This window comes from Dactylosporangium sp. NPDC050688 (assembly GCF_040654515.1).
GTDB lineage: Bacteria > Actinomycetota > Actinomycetes > Mycobacteriales > Micromonosporaceae > Dactylosporangium.
The window spans coordinates 94556-116835 of record NZ_JBFAIC010000013.1 but is presented as its reverse complement, the minus strand read 5'-3'; the positions used below and the strand labels follow the sequence as shown (position 1 = coordinate 116835).

General features: G+C 74.5%; 21 protein-coding genes. 8 read left to right on the top strand and 13 right to left on the bottom strand.

Annotation, left to right across the window (positions count from 1 at the left end; genetic code table 11):
- Positions 1–5: 5 nt before the first annotated feature.
- Positions 6–815 (top strand): ROK family protein, encoded by an 810-nt coding sequence (locus AB0H83_RS15495; RefSeq protein WP_360093052.1) that lies wholly within the window; start codon positions 6–8, stop codon positions 813–815.
- Between the two features lie 36 nt (positions 816–851).
- On the opposite strand, the gene AB0H83_RS15490 is transcribed toward AB0H83_RS15495, so the two are convergent.
- Complete coding sequence (locus AB0H83_RS15490; protein WP_360093049.1) at positions 852–1574, bottom strand: laminin G domain-containing protein; 723 nt, start codon at positions 1572–1574, stop codon at positions 852–854.
- A 200-nt stretch (positions 1575–1774) separates the two neighbouring features.
- Between AB0H83_RS15490 and AB0H83_RS15485 the strand changes: the two genes are divergently transcribed.
- Positions 1775–2455, top strand: coding sequence for a hypothetical protein (locus AB0H83_RS15485; RefSeq protein WP_360093046.1), 681 nt, complete (start codon positions 1775–1777; stop codon positions 2453–2455).
- A 42-nt stretch (positions 2456–2497) separates the two neighbouring features.
- On the opposite strand, the gene AB0H83_RS15480 is transcribed toward AB0H83_RS15485, so the two are convergent.
- Together AB0H83_RS15480 and AB0H83_RS15475 are read right to left on the bottom strand one after the other, a co-directional pair.
- Entirely contained in the window at positions 2498–3826 is a 1329-nt protein-coding gene (locus AB0H83_RS15480) for a condensation domain-containing protein (RefSeq protein ID WP_360093043.1), read from the bottom strand.
- Positions 3827–4073: 247 nt separating this feature from the next.
- A complete protein-coding gene (locus AB0H83_RS15475; RefSeq protein WP_360093040.1) occupies positions 4074–4649 on the bottom strand; it encodes an SRPBCC family protein in 576 nt (191 codons plus the stop codon).
- 51 nt (positions 4650–4700) lie between these two features.
- Between AB0H83_RS15475 and AB0H83_RS15470 the strand changes: the two genes are divergently transcribed.
- Entirely contained in the window at positions 4701–5273 is a 573-nt protein-coding gene (locus AB0H83_RS15470) for a TetR/AcrR family transcriptional regulator (RefSeq protein WP_360093037.1), read from the top strand.
- A gap of 169 nt (positions 5274–5442) precedes the next feature.
- On the opposite strand, the gene AB0H83_RS15465 is transcribed toward AB0H83_RS15470, so the two are convergent.
- The 6 genes from AB0H83_RS15465 to AB0H83_RS15440 form a co-directional block, all read right to left on the bottom strand.
- Positions 5443–6033, bottom strand: coding sequence for a dihydrofolate reductase family protein (locus tag AB0H83_RS15465; protein WP_360093034.1), 591 nt, complete (start codon positions 6031–6033; stop codon positions 5443–5445).
- A 115-nt stretch (positions 6034–6148) separates the two neighbouring features.
- Positions 6149–7150, bottom strand: coding sequence for an LLM class flavin-dependent oxidoreductase (locus tag AB0H83_RS15460; RefSeq protein WP_360093031.1), 1002 nt, complete (start codon positions 7148–7150; stop codon positions 6149–6151).
- A gap of 171 nt (positions 7151–7321) precedes the next feature.
- Positions 7322–8191, bottom strand: a complete 870-nt coding sequence (locus AB0H83_RS15455) for a diacylglycerol kinase family protein (RefSeq protein WP_360093028.1) — start codon at positions 8189–8191, stop codon at positions 7322–7324.
- A 317-nt stretch (positions 8192–8508) separates the two neighbouring features.
- The gene (locus AB0H83_RS15450) at positions 8509–9249 is read right to left on the bottom strand and encodes an ABC transporter permease (protein ID WP_360093025.1); all 741 of its coding nucleotides are present in this window, start codon (positions 9247–9249) and stop codon (positions 8509–8511) included.
- A gap of 1 nt (position 9250) precedes the next feature.
- Positions 9251–10828 (bottom strand): ABC transporter permease subunit, encoded by a 1578-nt coding sequence (locus tag AB0H83_RS15445; protein WP_360093022.1) that lies wholly within the window; start codon positions 10826–10828, stop codon positions 9251–9253.
- On the bottom strand, positions 10825–11754 hold the full coding sequence (locus AB0H83_RS15440) for an ATP-binding cassette domain-containing protein (RefSeq protein WP_360093019.1): 930 nt from the start codon (positions 11752–11754) through the stop codon (positions 10825–10827). Before AB0H83_RS15440 ends, AB0H83_RS15445 begins: the two co-directional genes overlap by 4 nt.
- An 86-nt stretch (positions 11755–11840) precedes the next feature.
- Here AB0H83_RS15440 and AB0H83_RS15435 point away from each other — a divergent pair, with 86 nt between their 5' ends.
- Entirely contained in the window at positions 11841–12503 is a 663-nt protein-coding gene (locus AB0H83_RS15435; RefSeq protein WP_360093016.1) for a response regulator transcription factor, read from the top strand.
- On the top strand, positions 12500–13597 hold the full coding sequence (locus AB0H83_RS15430) for a HAMP domain-containing sensor histidine kinase (RefSeq protein WP_360093013.1): 1098 nt from the start codon (positions 12500–12502) through the stop codon (positions 13595–13597). The genes AB0H83_RS15435 and AB0H83_RS15430 overlap by 4 nt, the downstream gene beginning before the upstream one ends.
- Positions 13598–14046: 449 nt before the next feature.
- Here AB0H83_RS15430 and AB0H83_RS15425 read toward each other — a convergent pair whose 3' ends face one another.
- Entirely contained in the window at positions 14047–14835 is a 789-nt protein-coding gene (locus AB0H83_RS15425) for an endo alpha-1,4 polygalactosaminidase (protein WP_360093010.1), read from the bottom strand.
- Here AB0H83_RS15425 and AB0H83_RS15420 point away from each other — a divergent pair.
- From AB0H83_RS15420 to AB0H83_RS15410, 3 genes are read left to right on the top strand one after another with little or no spacing between them, the layout of a single operon-like run.
- Positions 14834–15646, top strand: coding sequence for a serine hydrolase (locus AB0H83_RS15420; RefSeq protein WP_360093007.1), 813 nt, complete (start codon positions 14834–14836; stop codon positions 15644–15646). The two genes, AB0H83_RS15425 and AB0H83_RS15420, sit on opposite strands and share 2 nt — an antisense overlap.
- A 3-nt stretch (positions 15647–15649) precedes the next feature.
- Positions 15650–16033, top strand: coding sequence for a MerR family transcriptional regulator (locus AB0H83_RS15415; RefSeq protein WP_360093004.1), 384 nt, complete (start codon positions 15650–15652; stop codon positions 16031–16033).
- 48 nt (positions 16034–16081) lie between these two features.
- Entirely contained in the window at positions 16082–17080 is a 999-nt protein-coding gene (locus tag AB0H83_RS15410) for an aldo/keto reductase (RefSeq protein ID WP_360093001.1), read from the top strand.
- A 10-nt stretch (positions 17081–17090) separates the two neighbouring features.
- Here AB0H83_RS15410 and AB0H83_RS15405 read toward each other — a convergent pair whose 3' ends face one another.
- The 3 genes from AB0H83_RS15405 to AB0H83_RS15395 form a co-directional block, all read right to left on the bottom strand.
- A complete protein-coding gene (locus AB0H83_RS15405) occupies positions 17091–17579 on the bottom strand; it encodes a hypothetical protein (RefSeq protein WP_360092998.1) in 489 nt (162 codons plus the stop codon).
- Between the two features lie 533 nt (positions 17580–18112).
- The gene (locus tag AB0H83_RS15400; protein WP_360092995.1) at positions 18113–19498 is read right to left on the bottom strand and encodes an FAD-binding oxidoreductase; all 1386 of its coding nucleotides are present in this window, start codon (positions 19496–19498) and stop codon (positions 18113–18115) included.
- Between the two features lie 80 nt (positions 19499–19578).
- Positions 19579–22280, bottom strand: a 2702-nt coding sequence (locus AB0H83_RS15395; RefSeq protein WP_360092992.1) for an AAA family ATPase, incomplete at its 5' end; no start/stop codon positions are given.

Genomic DNA, 22280 nt, shown 5'->3' with positions numbered 1-22280 from the left:
GCGCCGTGGCGGTCGTGGCCGTCGACATCGGCGGGACGCACACCAGGGTCGACCTCGGCGACGGGACGGTCGTCCGCTTCCGCACCGACCCCGGCTACGACCGGCAGCTCGCCCTGCTCCGCGACGCCGTTCCCGGGACCCCGGCGGCCGTCGGGGTGTCGTTCGGCGGCCGGGTCACCGCGACCGGTGAGGTGCGGGTCGCGCTGCACCTGCGCGGGTACGAAGGCCGCCCGCTGGCCCACGACCTCGAGTCCACATTGGACGCTCCGGTGCGGGTGGCCCACGACGCGACCTGCGGCCTGCTCGGCGAGCACGCGCTGGGCAGCCTGCGCGGCACCGACCGGTGCGGCTACGTCACCCTGTCGACGGGTGTCGGCGCGGCGCTGCGGCTCGGCGCCGGCGGGCACTTCGTCGCGGTCACCACCGAGGCCGGCCACCAGCTCGTCGCCGGCAACGACCTGCGCTGCGACTGTGGGCAGACCGGCTGCCTGGAGACGCTGCTCGGCGGTGCGGCGCTGGGCCGGCGGCTCGGCCGGCCCCTCGATGACGTCGACGATCCGGGTTTCTGGCGGGAGTACGCCCGGCACCTCGCCGACGGCCTGGCCAACTTCGCGCTGGCCGCGGGGCTGGACGCGGTCGCCGTCGGCGGTGCCATCGCGTCGCGCCGGGCCGAGCTGTGGCCGCCGCTGCGCGCCGCCCTCGCAGAACGCCTGACGTACCAGGCGGTGCGGGTACACCCGGCGGCACTGCACGACGCGCCGCTGGCCGGTGCCCGGGTGCTCGTGGACAACCCGCCGGGCGGCGTCCTGCACTGAACTCCTCCCGCACGGGTCCGCTGCCGCCGGCTGGGGTCAGCCGGCCTCGATCTCGACCCAGTCGAGGTCGCCGGCGTAGTAGTCGCAGCCGACGGCGCGCTGGTCGCAGTCGGTCTTGCCACCGATGGACAGCGGCCAGCGGTTGGCGATCGGGCCGGTCCAGCCGCCGCGGCGGGCCACGGTGCGGCCGTCGACGGCGAGGCTCACCCCGGAGCCGGTCCGCTCGCAGCGCACGACGTGCCACCAGCCGTCGTTGATCCGCCGGGTGGCCTGCACGATGATGGTGCCGTTGGCGCCGCGGAACAGGCACTGCACGATCCCGTTGGGGATCTGGAGCTTGAAGTTGCCGCCCGAGGCGGCCGCCTGGCCCTTCTGGATGATGTTGCCGAAGTGGTACGTCGTGCGCAGCCTGATCGTGACGGCATAGTTCCGGCTGCCGGGGTCCAGCGCGGAGGTGTCCCCGACGGTCACCAGGTGCCGCGGGTGCGCCGGCGGCCGGTCGGGCTGCAGGCGGGTGAACCGGTAGCCGGTCGCGCCGTTGACGCCGACATCGGTGATGACCTCGTTGCCGATGGCGCCGTGCAGCCCGTTGCCGCTGCTGTCGATCATCGTGCGGGCGCCGGAGCTCTCGTTCATCGAATAGATCGCCACCGGGTGGTAGCCGTTGGCGGCGCTCGCGGCGGTCGCCGAGCCGCCCGCCAGGACGGCCGCCGCCACCGCCACCGTCAGGACCCGCCGACCAGGCGTCGAAGCGACCATGCATACCCCCGAATACGTCAAGATTCGCAATCCGGGAGCTGATCTCATACCGGACAAAACTGATGGTAAACCCCGAAACGGTCCGCATGGGCGAGATCGCCGCCGCCACGCGGGATGCCGCGGCGGCGGGTGTCCGGAAATCGTCCGGGGATCGACGGGCGTGGCTGCCTTCGCGGGTACCGCCGTGCGATCGTGGGCCGATGCTGCTGCGTGCACCGCTCTTCGTCCTGGTCTACGGCCTGTGGCTGGCCGCCGTGGCCGGGTGCGGGCTGCTCGACGTCACCGGCCACACCACGCTGGCGTACCTGCTGGCGGTCGCCGTGCTCGTGGTCGCCGGCCTCGCGGTCGCCGGCCGCCGGGTTACCGCCCCCGCGGTTGCCGGCCGCGGGGTTGCCGGCCGCGGGGACGCCGGTCCCGCCGCGGGCCGCGCCGGGGGGTTGGGGGCCGCGCCGCTGCCCGCGGCCCGCCGGGCACCGGTGCTCGTGGCCGTGCTGGGCGGGATCGCGTTCGGGGCGGCCGCCTGCACCGCCGAGGTCTACCTCGGCCTCGCCGGCCGCGACGCCGCCGGCGTGGTCGTGGCCACCGGCTGCGTCCAGGTCGCGGAGCACGGCGGCGGCTGCGGCCCCGTCTGCGAGGTCGCCCTGGCCCAGGACCGGCGGTCGCTGGGCTGGATGCCGTGCGACGACCGGGTGCGGGCCGGCGACCCGGCCGCGGTGCGCATCGACCCGGTGGGCTTCGCCGCCGCGATCCGCGCGCAGGACGCGTTCTCCCGGCCCGTCGCCCTGGCCGCCGGCTGGGCCGGCGCCGCCGGTGCCGGGCTCGCCGGTCTGCTGCTGTGCAACGCCGTCTGGCTCGGCCCCGCCCGCGACGCCCGCCGCTGACGCGGTCGGCTCAGGCCCCGTCCGGTGCAGGCCCTGTCCGGCTCAGACGCCGGTCGGTGCGCTCGGGTCCAGGGCGGCCTCCACGGCGGCGGCCTCCATGCCGCGCAGCAGGGCCTCGCCGTCGGCCGGTGACACCACGTGCGTGTCCATGAAGATGATCGCCTGCACCGCGTCCGGGACGTCGTCGATGTGCACGATCAGCGGCTCGAACGGCACGTCCTGCCGGGTCGTCCACCGGAACGTGCTGCGCGCCGCCGCGGCCCGCAGCTCCTGCGGCGACGGCGCCGGCTCGCCGGTCGCCTTGCCGGTGTCGGAGCGCCGGTCGTTGAAGTAGCAGGGCAGCTCCAGGTCCGCGCCGCGCTCCTGCACGATCCGGTCGACCAGGTCCTCCAGCTCCACGGGGTGGTAGTACGCGTGCTTGTACGTGGTCATCGCCCCGCGCCGGGCCCGGTCCAGCACCTCGGCGAACGAGGCGCCGGCGACGTCGAGCTGGCACAGGCCGTACTGGGCGAGCATGCACACGACGCGGTCCAGCCCGGGGCGGAACCGGTTGTTGACCATCGGCCGCAGCACCACGGGGTTGATCCTGGTGACCCGGGCCAGCGCCACGGCGAACACCGCCAGCAGCGCCGGCGCCGGCGGCACACCGGTCTGCTCGGTCACCGCCTGCAGGGCCGGGCCGAGCGCGAACGACTTGAACTCGCCCCGCCAGTGCCGCGGCTCGGGCTTGTCGACCGTGTCGGGGAAGCGCCGCGCCGGCATGCCGCGCAGGATCCCGTCCCAGTGCCGCAGTGCGAGCATGTTCTGCCGCTGCCCGGCCGGCGACGCCTGCCAGCGCGCCTGTTCGAGGGGTTGCAGCTCGGGGATCGGGGTGCTCACCCGGGTGTCGAGGTCCTCCAGGAGCACCTGGGTGCCGAGGCCGTCCGCGACGAGGTGGCACATGACGACGACCAGGTGGGTGAGCGCGCCGCCGGAGCGCACGGCGGCCATCCTGATCGGCCAGTCCTCGGTGAAGTCGTACGCGGTGTCCTGCAGCCGCAGCCGTACCGCCTCCGCCACGGCCGCCGGGTCTTCCTCGCCCGCGTCGACGATCTCCAGGGTGGTCTCCCCGGACGCCGCCACGACCTGGCTCGGGCGTCCGTCGGCGGCGAACCGCAGCCGGGTCCGGGTCGTCGGGTAGCGGCTCATCATGTACCGCAGCTGCTCCGCGACGTCCTCGACGGTCGTGCCCGGCGCGAGCGGCCCCCAGGCGCCGTTGGGCAGCCACGACTTCTGGCGCACCATGGCCTGCCAGATGTCCTGCTGCCCCCAAGACAGGTCACCTTCGCCGGCGCCCTCGCCGGCGAACCCGACCACAACCCGATCAGCCACTGCACCCTCCTCCAGCGGCGCTGATCGTAGCCGATGATGTTGATGGATCTGTTACGGCCGCGCAGCCTCCGGGAGGTCACAGTGGAGTTCCGGCTCAACGGGATCGGGCGGAACGCGGCACCCGGCTGTTCCTGAGCCGTTGCGGACAGGTCCGCGCCCGGTGAGCAGTCGATCATCTACTTCCGGCCTGCTCGCCATCATGGCGCAGACTCCAGCGGGCTGAGCCTTCCTTCCCGGGGCCCGGCGCTCAGGTCGCGTGGCGGTCGTGTGGGACGGCGGACGCTCGGGCCGGGCCGCCGGTGCCGGTGGTGTCGCGGGCCGGGCCGCCGGCGGTTCCTTTGCGGGAGCGGTTCGCGACCGCCCGGCGCATCAGGCGGACCCACCATGACCACCGGGCCGGGCGGCGCACGGTGCCGGTCGCGGCCCGCTCGGCGTTGTCCAGGAGGTCCTGCAGGAGGGCCTCGTGCAGCCACCGTACCGCCAGTGGCCACCACAACCGCATCCCGCCGGTGAGCCGGCCGTCGATGACGTGCACGAGCGCGGTGCCCCGGCCGGCCGGCTCCAGCCGCAGCTCGTGCTCGCCGACCACGCCGATCGCGGGGTCGAACCGGCAGCGCAGCAGGCGGCCCGGCACGTGCTCGACGACGGTGTACCGGATCATGCCGTGGCCGCCGGTGGCGCCGGGGCCGAGCGGGCGGTCGAACCGCATCGGCGGCCACGCCGGCGCGGGCCACAGCGGGCCGTCGGGGGCGGCGACCCGGTCCAGCAGGGCGCCCAGCCGGTCCATGGGCGCGTCGATCGTGCGGCGTTGGACGTTGCGCATGACCACCTCCGTACGGTGCCGTATGGCGCCACCGTACGCTACCGTATGGAAATGGCACAACGGCGGCTCAGCGCGGAGGACTGGACGGCGGCGGCGCTCGCCGCGATCGCCGACGGCGGGCTCGCCGCGGTCGCGGTCGAACCCCTCGCGGCCCGGCTCGGCGCCACCAAGGGCAGCTTCTACTGGCACTTCACCAACCGTGACGCGCTCGTCGAGGCGACCATGCAGCTGTGGGAGCGGGCCTGCACCGACGCGATCATCGACCTGGTCGAGGCGGCCGGCGACCCACCGGAGAAACTGTCGCTGCTGTTCACCACGGTGCTCGGGCACGCGCGCTCCGGCCGCCTGGAGATGAACGTCCTGGCCGTGGCCGAGCACCCGCTCGTCGCGCCGGTCGTGCACCGGGTCACCCGCCGCCGCCTCGACTACGTCGAGCAGCTGTTCACCGAGGCCGGGTTCGCGCCGGGGGAGGCCGGACGGCGGGCGCTGCTGGCGTACACCGCCTATGTCGGGCAGACACAGCTCGCCGCGCGGCTGCCGGGGCTGCTGCCCGCCGGCGCCGGCGGCCGGGGTGCCTACCTGGACAGCGTGCTGTCGGTGCTGCTGTCCCCCGCCGCCCGGTGACTGAGCGCTTCTGGATGCACCGCCCCGAATACATGCGGGGGACACGCGGGTCCCCGTCGGCGCCGTGCGCACGTGCCGACGGCTGCCGGGCCGACTCGTGGCTGGTGCGCTCCCGGATGCGGGCGGTGTCGCGCGCCCGCGACACCGCCCGCAAGCACGTCACCTGACCTCAGCGGTCGCCGGTGACGTCGTAGGACAGCATGACCACGCCGGTGCTCGTCGGGGTGCAGTCGACCAGCCGCAGTCGCTGCGGCGCCGGAGCGCCGCGGAACAGCCGCTTGCCGGTGCCGAGCAGCAGCGGGTGCAGGAACAGCCGGTAGCCGTCGACCAGGTCCTCGGCGATGAGGTCCTGCACGAGGACCCCGCTGCCGAGCACCGCGATCGTGCCGTCGCCGTCGCTCTTGAGTTTTCGCACCGCCGCCCCGAGCGGGGCGTCCAGGACCCGCGCGTTGTTCCAGGTCAGCTCGGTGAGCGTGCCGGTCGCCACGTACTTCACGGTCGCGTTCAGGTGCGCGGCCATCGGGTTCGTGTCCGGCTGCGCGGGCCAGAAGCCGAGCATCTTCTCGTACGTGCGCCGGCCGAACAGGTACGCCGTCGTCGAGGCGAGCCCTTCCGCCGCGGCGGCCGCCTGGCGCTCGTCGAAGTACGGCGCGCTCCATCCGCCGTGCTCGAACCCGCCGTCGCGGTCCTCGTCCGGCGACCCCAACCCCTGCATGACCCCGTCGAGGGTCAGGAACTCGATGACGGTCAGCTTGCGCATCCTCGTCCACCTTCCGTTGCCCGGGGCCGGCACCGCGCCGGCCCTCCACCGGCTACACGAAGTGCGGGCCGCCGGATCGACATCCGGCCGTCACGAGTTTCTTTGCCAGCTGCCGTCACGAGTTTCGCCGCCAGCCGAGCGCCGGGCCGAGCACGGTGGCGATGTCGGTGAGGATCTGCACGTAGTCGTCGTGCTCGAAGCTGAACGGCAGCGCGAACGCGACCTCCCGCACCTCCTGGTGCCCGGCGTGTGCCTGCAGCTGCTCCGCGATCCGCTCCGACGGCCCGACCAGATCCGGGGCGAACATCATGCGGGCCGGGCCCTGCGGGCTCGCCGTGCGCGGGGTGCGCCGCCGCGCGTACTCCTCGTACTTGCGGCGCTGCTCCGGCGACGCGGAGTCCGTCGGGATGACCACGAGCCCCTGCGACACCCTGGCCCGCTCGCCGTCGGGGTGGTGGGCGCGGAACGTGCGGATGTGCGAACGCTGGATCTCGGCGAAGTCCTCCGACTCCTCGGCCTTGACGACACTGCTGGTCAGGAAGTTCATCCCGTGCTCGCCGGACCAGCGGGCCGAGGAGAGGCTGCCCCCGCCGTACCACATCCGGCTGCCGAGACCGGGGGAGTGCGGCTGCACCCGGTCGGAGAACACCTCGAACCCCTCGACCCCGGCATCGGCGACCGGCACGCCCCGCACCAGATCGAGCAGCCGCCGGACCCGCTCGTAGCTGAAGTCCTCGGCGTCGGCGGTGTCCGGGTACAGCGCCTGCCTGACCCGGTCGAAGTGCATCGGCGGCCCGACGCTGACCCCGGGGTTGAGCCGGCCGCCGGACAGCACGTCGACGGTGGCGAGGTCCTCGGCGAGGCGCAGCGGATTCTCCCAGCCGAGCGGGATGACGGCGGTGCCGAGCTCGATCCGGCTGGTCCGCTGGCTCGCCGCCGCCAGCACGGCCACCGGCGAGGAGATGCCGAACTGCAGGTGCCGGTGCCGCACCCAGGCGCTGTCGAACCCGAGGCGCTCACCGAGCTGGATCACCTCCAGCGTCGACTCGTGACCGCGGCGGGGATCAGCCTCGTCGAACAGCCCGATGGTCAGGAAACCCAGCTTCTGCAACGCCACGCGATCCATTATCCAGCAGTTCCCGGTCCGCCCGGCGGGATCGGCGGTCGATGCTGGCGAACGCGACCCTCGTTACCAGCACCGCCGAGCCCTTGACGGTGAACTGCCAGCCGGACGGCTTGGCGGGGACTGCTGGCTGGCTTGGCGGGGAACTGTCGGCCGGCCGGCTTGTCAGGGGACGGCGACGGTGACGGCGGACCGGACGGCCTTGGCCTTGAGCTTGCGGACTGGTTTGCGGGCGCCGCCGTCCAGCTCGAGCAGGACCGGCTCGGCGAAGCGGACCTTGATCTTCCGGCCGCTGGTCACCTCGACGAACGGGGACGTGTCGGTGCGGCCGAACGCCATCCGCCCAAGCGTGCGGGCCCACTGCAGCGCGCCCCGGGCGGTCGACACGCCGACCTCGAGCCGCCCGTCGAACGGACTGGCATCGTCGAAGGCCTCGATCCCCCCGGAGATCGTGCCGATGTTGCCCAGCAGGACGCACGTCGCCGGCCCCGAGAACCACTCTTGCCCGTCGACGCGGACCGTGGCCTTGACCGGGTCGTCGCCGACGTGCCGGACCGCGGTCCCGAAGTACGCGAGCTTCCCGGCCCGGCGCTTCATCCCCTTGTCCGCATCATCGATCATCGCGGCGTCGAACCCGACGCCCGCCATGACGGCGAAGTGCTCACCGTCCACCTTGCCCAGGTCGAACCGGCGCCGCGTCCCCTCCAGCCCGATACACACGGCCTCGCCGATGTCCTGCGGAATGCCGAGCGACGAGGCGAACAGGTTCGCGGTGCCCGCCGGGATGATCGCGAGGGCGACGTCCGACCCGGCGACGGTGTCGACACACCGCTGCACCATGCCGTCGCCACCCCAGACGAAGACGAGCTCAGCGCCCGCCTCGACGGCCTTGCGCAGCTGCTTGGGCGCCTTGCGGCTCTTCGGCACCTCACGCCAGTCGGGGTCCTCGACACCCGCGCGGGCCAGGACCCGTCGCAGCTCGTCGAGCCCCCCACCGATCGTCTTCCCAGCGTGGGCGATCACAGCGACATGCACCTCGCCCGGGTACCCATCAGCGTCGACCGCTAAGCGTCGACCGCGTGCGACGCTCGGCACCTGCGCCTTCACCCGCGCACCCGCCGCCAGCGCACCCGCGGCGCACCTCCCGCCGGCGCACCCGCGCGCCAACGGCGCGCCCGCCGCCGGCGCACCCGCGCGCCAACGGCGCGCCCGCCGCTGGCGCACCGCACCTACCCCGCGACAGCACCCCTCGACAGGGCACCCCCGACAGCGCAGTCGCGCACCCGCCCGCAGGCGCACCCGCCCGCCGGCCCGACTCTTGCACGCCGTGCAAGCCGCCCGCCGACCGGTTGTCAGGCGTCCCTGGCGGCCAGTGCGGCGGTGCCGACGAGTAACGCGCCGAGCGCCCAGGCGGCGGTCACGCCCAGTCCCGCCCATGGGCCGATGGGTAACCGGTCCAGGCCGGTGGTGGCCTGGACGGCGAGCCCTGCCGTCATCGGGCCCGCCTGCAGCAGGTGCCGCTCCCAGTCGGGGTCGGGGGCCGCGGCGGCGAGGATCGGGAACAGGTACAGCAGCGCGAGCACCACCCCGATCGCGGCGGCCGCGTTGCGTACCAGCGTGGCGACGCCGAGCGCGAGCAGGCCGATCAACATCAGGTAGAGCACCGACCCGCCGGTCGCCCGCAGCACCGTGCGCAGCGCCGCCTCGGCCGGCAGGATCCGCCGGCCCGCGAGGGCCGACACCGCCACCGCCACAGTCGCGGCGGGGGTGACCACGGCGGTGACGACGGCCGCCTTCGCCGCCAGGACGCCCCAGCGACGCGGCATCGCGGCCAGGGTGCCGTGGATCATGCCGGTGCCGTACTCCCCGCCGACGGCGAGAACGGCGAGGATCGCCACGACCGCCTGGCCGAGCTGGACGCCGGTGAGGCCGGCCTTGGTCGGGTCGCCGCCGCAATGCGCCCCGGGGCACGGGATGTTGACGGCGACGACCAGGCCGACCGCCACCGTGGCCAGCACGATGCCGAGCGGCAGCCACAGCGTCTCGGGCGCGGTGCGCAGCTTCGTCCATTCGGCGCGCAGGTATCGGCTCACGTCACACGTCCTTGCGGTGGAAGCGGTACCCAGCGAACGCCAGCCCGGCGGCGGCCCAGGCGAGCAGGACCGCGAACCCGGCCCACGGCTCGAGTGGGAAGAACCCGTTGGCGGGCGTGTACACGCCGTCGACCTGCGGATATCGCAGGGTGCTCTGCTGCACGGCGAACGCGGCCGCCGGCGTGACCCGCAGCAGCCACGCCCCGGCGGCGACGGGCAGGACGGTCATCGACAGCAGGTACGGCAGGACCGTCGCGACGATCGCGAGCGTCACCGCCACCGTGCCGCGCCGCAGCAGGACCCCGAACGCGAGGGCGAGGACGGCGGCCACGGCCAGCAGCGCGCCGGTCCCCACGATGACCCGCAGCTGCGTCGCGGCGGAGGCGGGGTGCACGTAGATGCCGTTGCCGCGCAGGATGTCCGGCCCGAACGTCACCACCACCGCGGCCGCGGCCAGGCCGGTGACGAATGTGACCGCCCCGAGCACCGACGCCTTCGCGGCCAGTGCGGTCAGCCGGCGCGGTGCGGCGGCGAGCGACGTGCGGATCAGGCCGCGCCGGTATTCACCGGTCATGACCATCGCGCCGATCACGACCACGAGGACGAGCCCGGCGAACGTGCCGATGAGCGTCTGGCTGATCGTCGTGCCGAGCCCGGCCGCCCCCGCCACCGCCGGGGCGATGTCGCCCGAGCCGGTGACGGTGAACCCGCTCTCGGTCTGCTCGGCGCCGTTCGGCCGGCCGTCGGCCGGTCCCCGCTCGCCGCCCCCGCCGCTCTGCCCACCGGGGTCAGGGCCACCGGGGCCGCCCGGCCCGCCCGGGCCACCAGTACCGCCGGGGTCGCCGATCGTGTCGACGGTCCAGCCGCCCGGCTGCCAGGCGCCGCCCGTGGTGAGCTGGTCGAACTCGGCGGTGGCGCGCGACGGGCCGCCGGACGCGGAGGCGGCGCCGGTCGCCTCGCTGAACTGCGGCGACGTGACGAACAGGCCGACCTCCGCGGTCGCCGGCAGGCCGGTGAGCCGGACCGTGCCGATCCCCGTCCAGCTGGTGCCGTCGGCGGACTCCAGGGCGGTGACGCGGTCCCCGGCCCTGGTCAGCCGCAGCCACCGTGGGACCCCGGCGGTGGCGGCGCTGCCGGCGCGGTCGTGCACGTAGTCGTGCTGCAGGCGCACGCCGTGCCCGCCGGTGAGCATGACCGCCGCATACGTGGAGCCGCGCCGGGTGCCGTCCTTGACGATCAGGCCGGCCTTCGCCCACGGCACCACCCCCTCACGCTCCCCGCCCGTGCCGGAGAAGTCGGGCCGGGCGCCGGTCATCGCCGCGACCCGCACCGTGATCGTGCCGTCGCCGGTCAGTGGCCGGTGCACGAACGTGAACGTGTCGCTGACCTCCTGCCCCTCGGGGCCGACCGGCAACACGCACTCGGAGCCCGTGCCGCGCGTGCCGCAGGTGCCCTCCATGCCTGGGAACAGCCCGAGCGCGACGATGACGGCAGCGGCCGCGACCAGGCCGACCGTCCACCCGCGGACAGTCCGGAATTTCGTCCATTCCGCGTGTACGAGCCGCGCAAAGCCCCTCATCGCGTCACCTGCGGGCCCGCCGTGGCGCGGAACTCGACGGCGTCGCGGGTCAGCTCCAGATACGCCTCCTCCAGGGTGGCGCGGTGGGTCGAGATCTCGGCGAACGGCACCCCGCCGCCGGTCAGCGCCGACACGACCGCCTCGGCCGGCAGGCCGGTGACGGTGAGCGTCCCCTCGTCAGTGCGGACGGCGGTGGCGCCGGCGGTGGCCAGTACACCTGCCGCGACGTCAACGAAGGGAGCGCCGAGGCGCACGGTGACCCGGCCCGCGGCGGCCGCCTGCAGCAGCGCGGCGATGCTGGTGTCGGCGATGACCCGGCCGCGGCCCGCGACCACGACGTGGTCGGCGGTGTCCTGCAGCTCGCTCATGAGGTGGCTGGACACGAGCACCGCCCGGCCCTCGGCGGCGAGCCCGCGCAGGTGCTGGCGCATCCACACGATGCCTTCGGGGTCCATGCCGTTGAACGGCTCGTCGAGCATGAGCGCCGGCGGGTCGCCGAGCAGCGCGGCGGCGATGCCGAGCCGCTGGCGCATGCCGAGGGAGAAGCCGCCGGCGGCGCGGCGGGCCACGGCCTGCAGGCCGGCCCGCTCCAGCACCTCGTCGACGCGGCGGGCGGGCAGCCCCTGGGAGTGCGCGATCCACAGCAGGTGGTTGCGGGCGGTGCGCCCCGGCTGCAGCGCGCCCGCGTCCAGCAGCGAACCCAGGTGGCACAGCGGGCGGCTCAGGCTGCGGTAGGGCCGGCCGCCGACGAGGGCGGTGCCGGCGTCGGGCGCGTCGAGGCCCAGGATCACGCGCATCGTGGTGGACTTGCCGGCGCCGTTGGGGCCGACGAAGCCGGTGACCTGGCCGGGCTCGACGTTGAACGTCATCCCGTCGAGGGCGGTGTGCGACCCGAATCGTTTGCGGAGCCCGTTGACGACAATCATGCGTCCCGTTGTACTGGCGGAGCGGTGACAGCACGGTGACAGCCGCTGACACCTCGTTGACACCTGAGACCTGGCATGGTGGTGGCATGCGGGTGCTGGTGATCGAAGACTTCGAGGTCCTGGCCAGGACGGTCGGCACGGGGCTGCGCCGGGAGGGCATGGCGGTCGACGTCGTCCTCGACGGCGTGGAGGCCCTCGACCGGCTCGCCGTGAACCGGTATGACGTAGTCATCCTGGACCGCGACCTGCCCGGCGTGCACGGCGACGAGGTGTGCCGGCGGATCGTCGCGGCGCGCTCCAGCAGCAGGGTGCTGATGCTGACCGCGGCGAGCACCGTCAAGCAGCGCGTCGACGGTCTCGGCCTCGGCGCTGACGACTATCTGCCGAAGCCGTTCGACTTCGAGGAGCTGGTTGCCCGGGTGCGGGCCCTGGCGCGGCGCCCTGCGTTGTGCCTGCCCACGGTGTACGAGCTGGGCGACCTCACCCTCGACCCGGCACGCCGGGTCGCGACCAGGGCGGGGCGCCGCCTGGAGCTCAGCCCGAAGGAGTTCGGCGTCCTGGAGTGCCTGCTCGCCGCCGACGGCCGCCCGGTCTCCGCGGAGGACCTGCTGGAGCGGGTGTGGGACGAGGCCGCCGACCCGTTCACGACCGTGGTGAAGACGACGATCCGGCGGCTGCGCGGCAAGCTCGGCGCGCCCGAGCTCATCCACACGGTCCGTGAGGCCGGCTACCGCATCGGCCAGCCGTGAGCACCGCTCCCCGCCGGCGCGGCCTGCAGGTGCGGCTCACGGTGCTGTACGCCGTGCCGTTCATTCTCGCCGTGGTCTCCGGTATCGCCCTGTTCTCCTACGGCTCGGCCGCCACCGCCCCGGCCCAGGAGCCCTTCGACGCGCCCTCGATGCCGGGCCCGACGCTCGCCGACGACCGGATGACGCGCATCACCGTGGTGACGATCATGCTGTCCAGCTGCATCGCTGTCGTCGGCGGCTGGATCACCGCCGGGCGGGTGCTGCGCCCTCTGCGGGCCATCATCGCCACCGCCCAGGACATCTCGGCGAACAGCCTGGACCGGCGGCTCGGGCGGCTCGGGCGGACCGGGGAGGACGACGAGTTCACCGACCTCGCCGAGACCCTCGACAGTGTCTTCGAGCGGCTCGAGGCCGCGTTCGCCTCGCAGCGGCGGTTCGTGGCCAACGCCTCCCATGAGCTGCGCACGCCGCTGGCGGCGGAGCGGGCGCTGCTGCAGGTCGCCCTCGCCGACCCCGACGCCACCGTCGACACGTTACGCGAGGCGTGCCAGGAGGTCCTCGCCCTCGGCGCCGCCCAGGAGCGCCTCGTCGACGCGTTACTCACCCTCGCCAGCGGCGAGCAGGGCGTCGAGCGGGACGAGCCGGTCGACCTGCCCGCGATCGCCACCGCCGCGCTGCGCCGCCGCTCGGCCGAGGCGGCGGTCCGCGGGGTCAGCGTCGGCACCACCCTCGGACCGGCGATCGCCGCCGGTGACCCGCGGCTGGCCGAGAGCCTGGTGACCAACCTGGTCGACAACGCCGTGCGGCACAACGTCGACGGCGGCTGGGTCGAGGTGTCGACCGCGACGGTGCCGGGCGCGGTCCGGCTCATCGTGCGCAACGCAGGCCCGGTCGTCCCGGATGACGAGGTGGGGCGGTTGCTGCAGCCGTTCCAGCGACTGGAGGGGCAACGCGTCGGCCGTCGCACCGATGGCCACGGCCTCGGTCTGGCGATCGTGCAGGCGATCGCCACCGCCCACGGCGCCGCACTGCGCGTCCTGCCCCGCCCCGGTGGCGGTCTCGACATCACCGTCGACTTCCGGCGCCTCAAATGAGGACGCTTTCCCCAGCGCGGCCACTCGCGGCGCGTCGTTTCTGCGGCGCGGCTGGCTGCGAGGCGGTCGATCGCTGGTTCGTTGACGGTTGTTCCGCTGACGGTTGGTTCGTTGATGGCAGTGCGGAGCAAGCGGGTGGACGGAGGTGCGGTTGACGGCCTTTCGCTGACGAGGCTGTGGTGGAGGTTGGACCGGGCGGCGGGATGGATCGTCGGTGCCTTGGTCGTCGGCGCGGCGGTCGCCGATTTCGCGGTCGCCGGTGTCGTGGTGGTGCGGCACCGCGCCGCCTGGTTCCCGGGGAGCCCGCCGGAGGTCCGGGCGGGTCGCTCGCGGCTGGGGCGCGGCGCCGCCCCGACGGTACACTGTGGATGGTCGGCACGCGGCGTTCAGCTTCGCCGCCGCGCCTCGCGGCCGCGGCGGCGTCGGGAAGCTCAGGCCGGGAGGGACGGTCAGCAGGCGGCGCGGAAGGCGTCCAGGCGCAGGTTCTTGCGGATCGAGCTGAAGCGCAGGCTCGCCGCCGTCGGGCACAGGGACGCCTTGTACTCGACGTGGAACACCGGCTTGCCGGCCGCGACGAACGGGCTGAGCAGCGTGCACTCCTTCCATTGCACGCACGACTCGTTGACGGCGAAGTCAAAGGACGGTTGCAGCTTGGTGATCTGTTCCAGGTCGTTCTTCAGCCCGACGGTCAGGCCGAGGGAGTGGGCCAGGTCCGCGACCCGGCGGTTGAACAGCAGCTGGTCCGCGGCGGTCAGCGGGAAGCCCGACGGGTTGGCGTAGCCGTCCATGTTGTCCGGGTCGACGGCGTCGAAGCCCTTGGCCTTGCAGACCGCGAAGCGGGCGGCGAGGATCGGCTGCAGCGTGTCCCACTGTCGCACGTCCAGCCATCGTTCGCCCGGCCAGCCGTCGAGCGCCTTGCCGAGCACCGCGGCCGGGAAGCGGGCGGCGTCGGTGCGCCAGTTCTCCCACGAGCCGGCGTCCACGTAGCACAGCACCTTGCGGCCGGCTGCGTGCAGCTTCGTCACCTGGGCCTTCGTCGCGTCGGCGCCGTCGATGTCGTACACGTCGGCGGGCACGGACAGGTCCAGTGCGCCGGTGAACTGCATCTGCCACGTCGCGCCCACGGCCGGCTTCCACCAGGTGGCCGGGGCGGTGGCGGCGGCCGCCGGTACCGTGGACACCGCGACGGCAAACAGGGCCGCCAGGGCCACGAACAGCGTGCGGGGGGTGTGTCGCATGCCTCGCCATCGGCCGGTCGTGCACTGGCCTGATCTGACGGTCCGGCGGAATGCGCCGCCCGGCCGGGGGACAGACACGGCCGTCACCTGGTCCGTCTGCGTCCGCGACGCGGGCGGCGGGATGCTGCACGCGCACCAGCCTGACTTGGTGCTGTCCACGGCGAGCGTCGGCAAGCTGCTGTTGCTGCTCGAGGTCGCCCGCAGCGTGCCGCCGGACCTGCCGTGTGACCGGCGCGACGTCGATCCGGTCGCCGACTCGGGGTTGTGGCAGCACCTGTGCACCGACGTGCTTCCCGCCCGTGACCTCGCCGTCCTGGTCGCCTCGGTGAGCGACAACCTGGCCACCAACGTGCTGCTGCGCCACGCCGGGCTCGACCGGGTCGCGGCGCTCGCCGGGTCGCTGGGCCTGACCGCGACGGCGCTGCACGACGTGGTCCGCGACGTGCGCACCGCCGCGCACCCGCCGCGGCTGTCGTCCGGCAGCGCCGCCGAGCTGTCGCTGCTGCTGCACCGGCTGCCCGACCTCGACGGCGGGCCGCAGGTGCTGCAGTGGTTGGGCACGTCGACGGACCTGTCGATGGTGGCGTCGGCGTTCGGCCTCGACCCGTTGTCGCACGCCGGGCTCACGGTGCGCAACAAGACCGGCACCGACGAGGGGGTTCGCGCGGACGTCGGCGTGGTCACCGGCCCGGCCGGGTCGGTTAGTTACGCCGTCCTTGCCAACTGGTCGCCGGTTGCTGCCACGGTCGGTGAGGTGCTGGCGACCATGCGTACGGTGGGCGATGCGATCCGCGGGATCGTGGGAAACTGAAGCATGCCGTACTCGCCGCGGGAGACCGTCCAGAAGACCGGGTTCAGCCTCGACACGCTGCGCTACTACGAGCGCATCGGCCTGCTCGACGGCATCGACCGCACCGCCGGCGGGCAGCGGCTGTTCACCGACGAGGACCTCGCGTGGCTGGATGTGCTGCGCTGCCTGCGCGACACCGGCATGCCGATCGCCAGGATGCGCCGGTATGCCGAGCTTGCCCGCGACGGCGACGGCACCTTCGCCGAGCGCGCCGAGCTGCTCGAGGAGCACGACCGCGACATCGAACGCAAGATCGCCGAACTGCGGGAGGAGCAGGCGAAAATCAAGGAGAAGATCGGCTGGTACCGGGGGGAGCTGGCCCGCATGCAGCAGACCTCTTCGGCGTGAGGGTCAAGGGTTGACCTGGTGCGCGCTCCAGGTCCTAGCGTCGCCCGTATGAGAACAGTTCCACTCGGCCGCACCGGCGAGCAGGTCAGCGCGCTCGCCCTCGGCTGCATGTTGATGGGCACCAGCACCGACGAGGACACCTCGACGCTGATTCTGGAGCGGTACCTCGACGCCGGCGGCACGTTCCTCGACACCGCCGACTGTTACGCCTGGTGGCCCGACCCGCCGGCGGGGGTGCCGCCGTTCACCGGTGGGGAGAGCGAGTCGCTGCTCGGGCGGTGGTTCGCCAAGAGCGGCCGGCGCGACGAGGTGTTCCTCGCGACCAAGGGCAGCGCCTGGATCGCCGACCCCGCCGCGGTGCGCGACGGCCGGCGCAGCGCCGCGTCGCAGTACGCGGGAGCCGGCGCCGGCACGCTCCGCCACGCCCTCGACGCGAGCCTGCGCAGGCTCGGCGTGGAACACGTCGACCTGTACTACGTCCACGTCGACGACCTCGCGACCCCGCTGGAGGAGACCCTCGAGGCCCTCGCCGGGCTGGTCGCCGCCGGCAAGACGCGGCACCTCGGGTGGTCCAACGTGTCGACGGCCCGCCTGGAGCGCATCGCCGCGCTGTGCGCGCAGCACGGCTGGCCCGCGCCTGTCGCCGTGCAGCAGGAGCATTCGTACCTGCGGCCGGCGGCCCCCAAGGTGTCCATTGTGGACGACGAGCAGCTGGCGTACGTGCGGGCGCATCCTGAGCTGACGCTCGTGGCGTACTCGCCGATCCTCAAGGGGATCTACGACGACCCGGCGAAGCGCGGGACGCATCACGTGATGGAGGCGTACCGGGGCGGCGGCACCGACGCCCGCCTCGCGACCGTGACCCGGGTCGCGGCCGAGCTCGGTGTGACCGGCAACCAGCTGGTCCTCGCCTGGCTGCTGCACCAGCGGGACCCGGCGCGGGTCACGCTCATCGGTCCGCGGACCGCGGCGCACTACGACGCCGCGGTCGCCGCGCTCGGCATCAGCCTGGACGCCGCGATCCTCGACGCGCTCGCGGCCGCCTGAGGGTCCCGTGTCAGAGGGCGATCGGCCGGTACGCGAGCGCCGCCTCCACGATCTGCTCGGCGTCGGCGTCGGCGTCGGCATTGGCAACGGAGTCGGCGAGGTAGGGCGGCGGGTAGAAGATGAGCTCGGCGGCGCCGGGCATGACGACGTTCGCCTCGAACAGGGAGACGTAGAAGCCGGCGTGCCGGTCGGCGGCGAGGATGCGCCGCACGATCTCGACGAGTTCGTCGCGGGTGACGCTGCTCGCCTCCGGGGCCCGCCGGATCGGTGGTGCCGCGGCCGCGGCGGCGAGCTCGTCGAGCTCGGGGCCGCCGCAGTGGTCCCGCAGGTCGCCGGCGGTGTACTCGTGCCCGGTGTCGTCGTTGAGCGCGGCGATCTCCGCGGCGGCCCGCGGGTCGCCCCGGTCGAGGAGGTCCCGGATCGCGGCGATGCGCGCCTGCACCGCCGCCAGCCGCTCCGCCGCGACGGCGGGCGGCAGCAGTTCGGCCCTCAGCTCCACGAGCCGATCCTGCCACGCTGCCGCCGCCCGCGTCCGCCTCGGCAGCGTCCGCCTCGGCAGCGTCCGCCTCGGCAGCGTCCGCCTCGGCAGCGTCCGCCTCGGCAGCGTCCGCCTCGGCAGCGTCCGCCTCGGCAGCGTCGGCATCACCAGGCGGGGGCTGGTGATGGGCGCTCCCGGTCGTGCGGGAAGTGCCGGCCGGCGCTCGGCACGGCGTCTCCTGGACCGGGATCACCAGTGGATGGTGCCGGTGGCCGACGCGGCCGTTCCCCAGGAGGCGCCGGCCGCCGGACGTGGACGGTCGGGATCGAAGGACCGGCCGCCGCAGTCGGGCCGCGAGCGTCGTGAGCGTCGTGGGCCCCCGTCGGCCGCCGCCCCCGTCGGCCGCCGCCCCCGTCGGCCGCCGCAGGCGGGCCGTGAGCGCAGTGAACCGCCCCAGTCGGCCACCGGCCCAGCCGCCACCGGCCGCCGTCCCGGCCGGCCGCCGCAGTCGGGCCGTCAGCCCAGCGAACCGCCCCCGCGAGCCTGCCCGCCCGTCAGCCCACGATCGCCTGGTTGGTGGAGAACACGTTCGTCGGGTCGTACGAGCGCTTGATCCGCAGCAGCCGGTCGCGGTCCGCCGGGTTCCAGTTGGCCTGCAAGGCCTCGGGGCCGGCGCCGCCGGAGAAGTTCAGCAGGCCGCCCGGGACCGTCGCGTCGGCGGAGGCGAGCACCGCGTCCGTGACCGCGTCGACCACCGGCGCCAGGCCGGGCAGGTCGAGGCCGATGACGAACAGCGAGTACGCGGCGTTGCGGCCGGGGACCGCGTTCGGCACCACCGGGGGACGGCAGAGAGCGCCGCCCATGTGGCGCAGCTCGACCATGACGAGCGGCACGTCGACCTGCGGGCCGGCGGCGGCGAGCAGGCCGTCGACGGTGGCGGCGGTCAGGTCGCCGAGCAGGATGCCGCGCTCGCGGGTGGGGGTGGGGTCGACCGGGTCCTGGTGGATGGCGTCGACGGCCTGGTAGGGCATCTCGCCGACACCGCCGAGGAGGGTGGGGGCGGCGGTGAGCATGGGCTCCAGGAGGCGCTGGGCGTCGGTGGCGTCGCCGAGGTACGCGACCCGCAGGTGCACCACGAACGCACCGCGCAGCGGCTCGGGCAGCTGCGGCAGCGGGGGCAGGCGCAGCAGGGCGAGGGACGTGTTCATCCGCTCCGGCAGGGTCGGGGCCCAGGTGCGGTACGCGTGCAGGACCTCGGCGGCGTGGGTGGCGGGGAAGTAGATGCCGCCGCCGGTGAGGGCCGGCACGTCGAAGAGGTCGAACTCGATCGCGGTGACCACGCCGAAGTTGCCCTTGCCGCCGCGGACCGCCCAGAACAGGTCGCTCTCGTGGCCGGCGTCGATGGTGCGGGCCACGCCGTCGGCGGTGACGATCTCGATCGAGCGGACGTGGTCGGCGGCGAAGCCGAAGGTGCGCCCGAGCGGGCTGAGGCCGCCGCCGAGGGTGTACCCGACGACGCCGACCTGCGAGGAGGAGCCGTTGAGCGGGGCGAGGCCGTGCGGCGCGGTCGCCTCGATGACCTGCGACCAGCGGACCCCGGCGGCGGCGCGGGCGGTCCGGGCGGCCGGGTCGACGGTGAGGTCCTGCATGCGGCGGGTGGTGATGAGCACGCAGTCGACGGCGGAGCGGACCGCGCCGTGGCCGGTGGCCTGGACGGCGACCGGGAGCCCGTGCCGGCCGGCCCAGGCGATCGCGGCGGCGACGTCGGCGGTGCTGGTCGCGCCGACGGCGACCAGGGGTCTGTGCGGGTTCGCCACGTTCCAGACGGCGATTTCCTCGGCGAAGCCCTCGTCGGCGGGCAGCAGCACCGGGCCCTGGACGGCGGCGGCGAGGTCGGCGACGCCGGCCGCGTCCAGCGCCGGGGTGGTGGACAACGTCATGGTGGTCCCTTCGGGTGGGGGCGCCCACCGGGTCGGGGCGCCGTCGGGACCTACGGTGTCCGGTGCCGCTTGGTGACCGGTTAAGGACCGCTTGGCTGCGACTTGAGTGCTGCCAGTGCCGTGACCTGCGCCACGCTGGCGGCCTCGAGGTGGGCCGCGCCGGCGCTCCGGTTGAGTGCTGCCAGTGCCGTGACCTGGGCCACGCTGGCGGCCTCGAGGTGCGCCGCGCCGGCGCTCCGGTGGGCGCGCAGGGCCAGCTCCGCGTGCGCGGCGGCGTCCTCGACGCGGCCCAGGCGTCCGGCGAGCGCGGCGAGGGCGTAGCGCATCGAGCCCCAGGAGGCGCAGCCGGTACCGACGGTGGACCACTGGTCGGCGAAGGGCAGGATCTCCTCGTAGAGCTCAGCGGGGTCCGGCGTGCCGAGGCGCGCGGCCACCAGGGCCCACTGGAACGCGACGAAGCTCCAGCACCACAGCATCTCCCGGTCGGTGCCCCACTGCTCGACGAGGCGCCGGGCGAGGTCCTCGTCGCCGGACTCGCAGGCGGCCAGGACCGCGGTGGGGCGCAGCAGCTCCAGGTTCGGCTCGTCGGCGCGGCGCACCAGCTCGTCGAGCAGCTCACCGGGGCGTTGCTGGAAACGCCGGCTCGTGTACAGCAGCGCCAGCCGGAGCCACTGGGTGCCCCAGAGACTGGTGTGTGCCTGCAGTGCGAACGCCTCACCGACGAGCCGCTCGCCGTCGTCCCACCGGCCGTCGAGCATCGCCCGTCCGGCCCGGGCGAAGGTGACCTGCGCGGCGAGGACCCCGGTGCGCAGCTCGTCGCCGAGGCGCACGGCCCGGGCGAGGTCGGCGTCGAACCCGGCGAGGTCCCCGGCGGTCATCGCGCTGAGCATCCGGTGCAGCCGCCCGGTCAGCTCGACGGTGCGCGGCAGCCCGTCGACGGCGAGCAGCTCGTCCACGGCGGCCCGGCGGTGGGGTTCGCGGTGCGGCACCCAGGCGGCGTTCCAGAAGTTGTTGAGGGTACGGGTGAGCACCTCCGGCTCGCCGGTGCGCCGCGCCAGCGCGATGGCCTCCTCGGCGTGCGCCTCGCCGAGGGCGCGGTCCGGGCTGTGGTACAGCTCGACGGCGAGCGTGCCGAGCAGCAGTGCCCGCCGGCGCGGGTCGCCGTCGCCGAGGCGGGCCAGCTGGTCGCGCAGGATGCCGATCATCTGCTCGTCGACGACCATGTACGGCCGCCACGTCCACAGCGTCACCCCGCCGAACAGGGTCGCCGCGTCCATCATGAGCCCGTCGTCGCCGAGCTGCCGGGCGAGGATGAGCGCCTCGTCGAGGACCGCCCGCGTGCCGTCGAGGTCGCCGCCGGCGCGCCGGGCCACGCCGAGCTGGACGAGCAGCCGGCAGCGGTCGGCGGCGGCGCCGGGCCGGGTCGGGTCGAGTGCGCCGAGGGCGGCTTCGAGGTACGTGGCGGCCTCGTCGTACGCCAGCTGCGCCATCGCCAGGTCGGCGGCCCGGCGGGCGTGGTGCACGGCCCGCTCCGCGCCGCCGAGCCGGGCGGCCATGGTGAAGTGGTGCACCAGCCGCCCCAGCAGCGCCGGGTCGTCGGGCCCGTCGAACGCCTCCAGGGCCTCACCGACGCGCAGGTGCAGCCGGGAGCGCTGCAGCCGGGTGAGGGAGCCGTACAGGGTGTCGCGGACGATCGCGTGGGAGAAGCGGTAGTCCCAGCCGCCGGGCACCTCCGTGAGCAGCCCGGCCACGACCGCGGGCTCCAGGGCGGCCATCACCTGCTCGTTGTGCGCGTCGGTGCTCGCCTCCAGCAGCAGCAGCTCCACGTCGCGGCCGATGACCGCGGCCGTGCGCAGCATCGCCTGGGTGGCCTCGGGCAGCCGGGACACCCGCCGGCCGATGACGTCGCGGACGCCCTCGGGCACGTCGAGGTCGGCGACCGCCCGCGCGGTGCCCCAGCCGCCGGGGTGCTCGCCGGCGAGCAGCCGCAGCAGCTCCTTGAGGTAGAACGGGTTGCCGCCGGTGCGTTCCAGCAGCGCGGCGACCACGTCGTCGGGCGCGGAGCCGTCAATGTATGCGGCGATGTACGCGGCGACGTCACCGGCGGTGAACGAGCTGAGCCGGATCCGTTCGGCGCCGCGCTCGTTGGCCAGCAGCGCCAGGGTCTCCCGCAGCGCCGGGTCGCCGTCGCCGAGGTCCGGGCGCAGCGTGCCGAGCAGCAGGATCGGCAGCTGGTGCAGCGCCGGGGCGAGGTGCGCCAGCAGCTGCAGCGACGAGGCGTCGGCGACGTGCAGGTCGTCGACGACCAGCAGCAGCGGCTGCCCGGCGGCGCACTCGCGCAGCGTGTCCGTCACCGCCTCGTGCAGGTGGAACAGCGCGGTGCCGGGCTCCTCGGCGCGCCAGCCGGTCTCGCCGCGGCCGGCGAGCACGTCGAGCAGGTGCCGGCGGGCCGGGGTGTCCGGCAGGGCCCGCAGGATCTGCGCCCACGGCCAGAACGCGGGGGTCGCGCTCGCCTCGACGCACCGGCTCCAGGCGACCCGCAGCCCGTGACCGGCGGCGAGCGTGGCGGCCCGCTCGGCGAGGAGGGTCTTGCCGAGGCCCGCCTCCCCGACGACCAGCAGCACCCCGCCGCGGCCGGCGCGGGCGGCGGCGAGCCGTTCGGTGAGGTGGCGCTCCTCCCGCGCCCGGCCGACCAGCGGGACCACGCCGCCGTCGAACCCGCCGTCGAACCCGCCGCCGGACCGGGGTGCCAGGACCGGGCCCAGCGCGGCGGCAGGGCCGG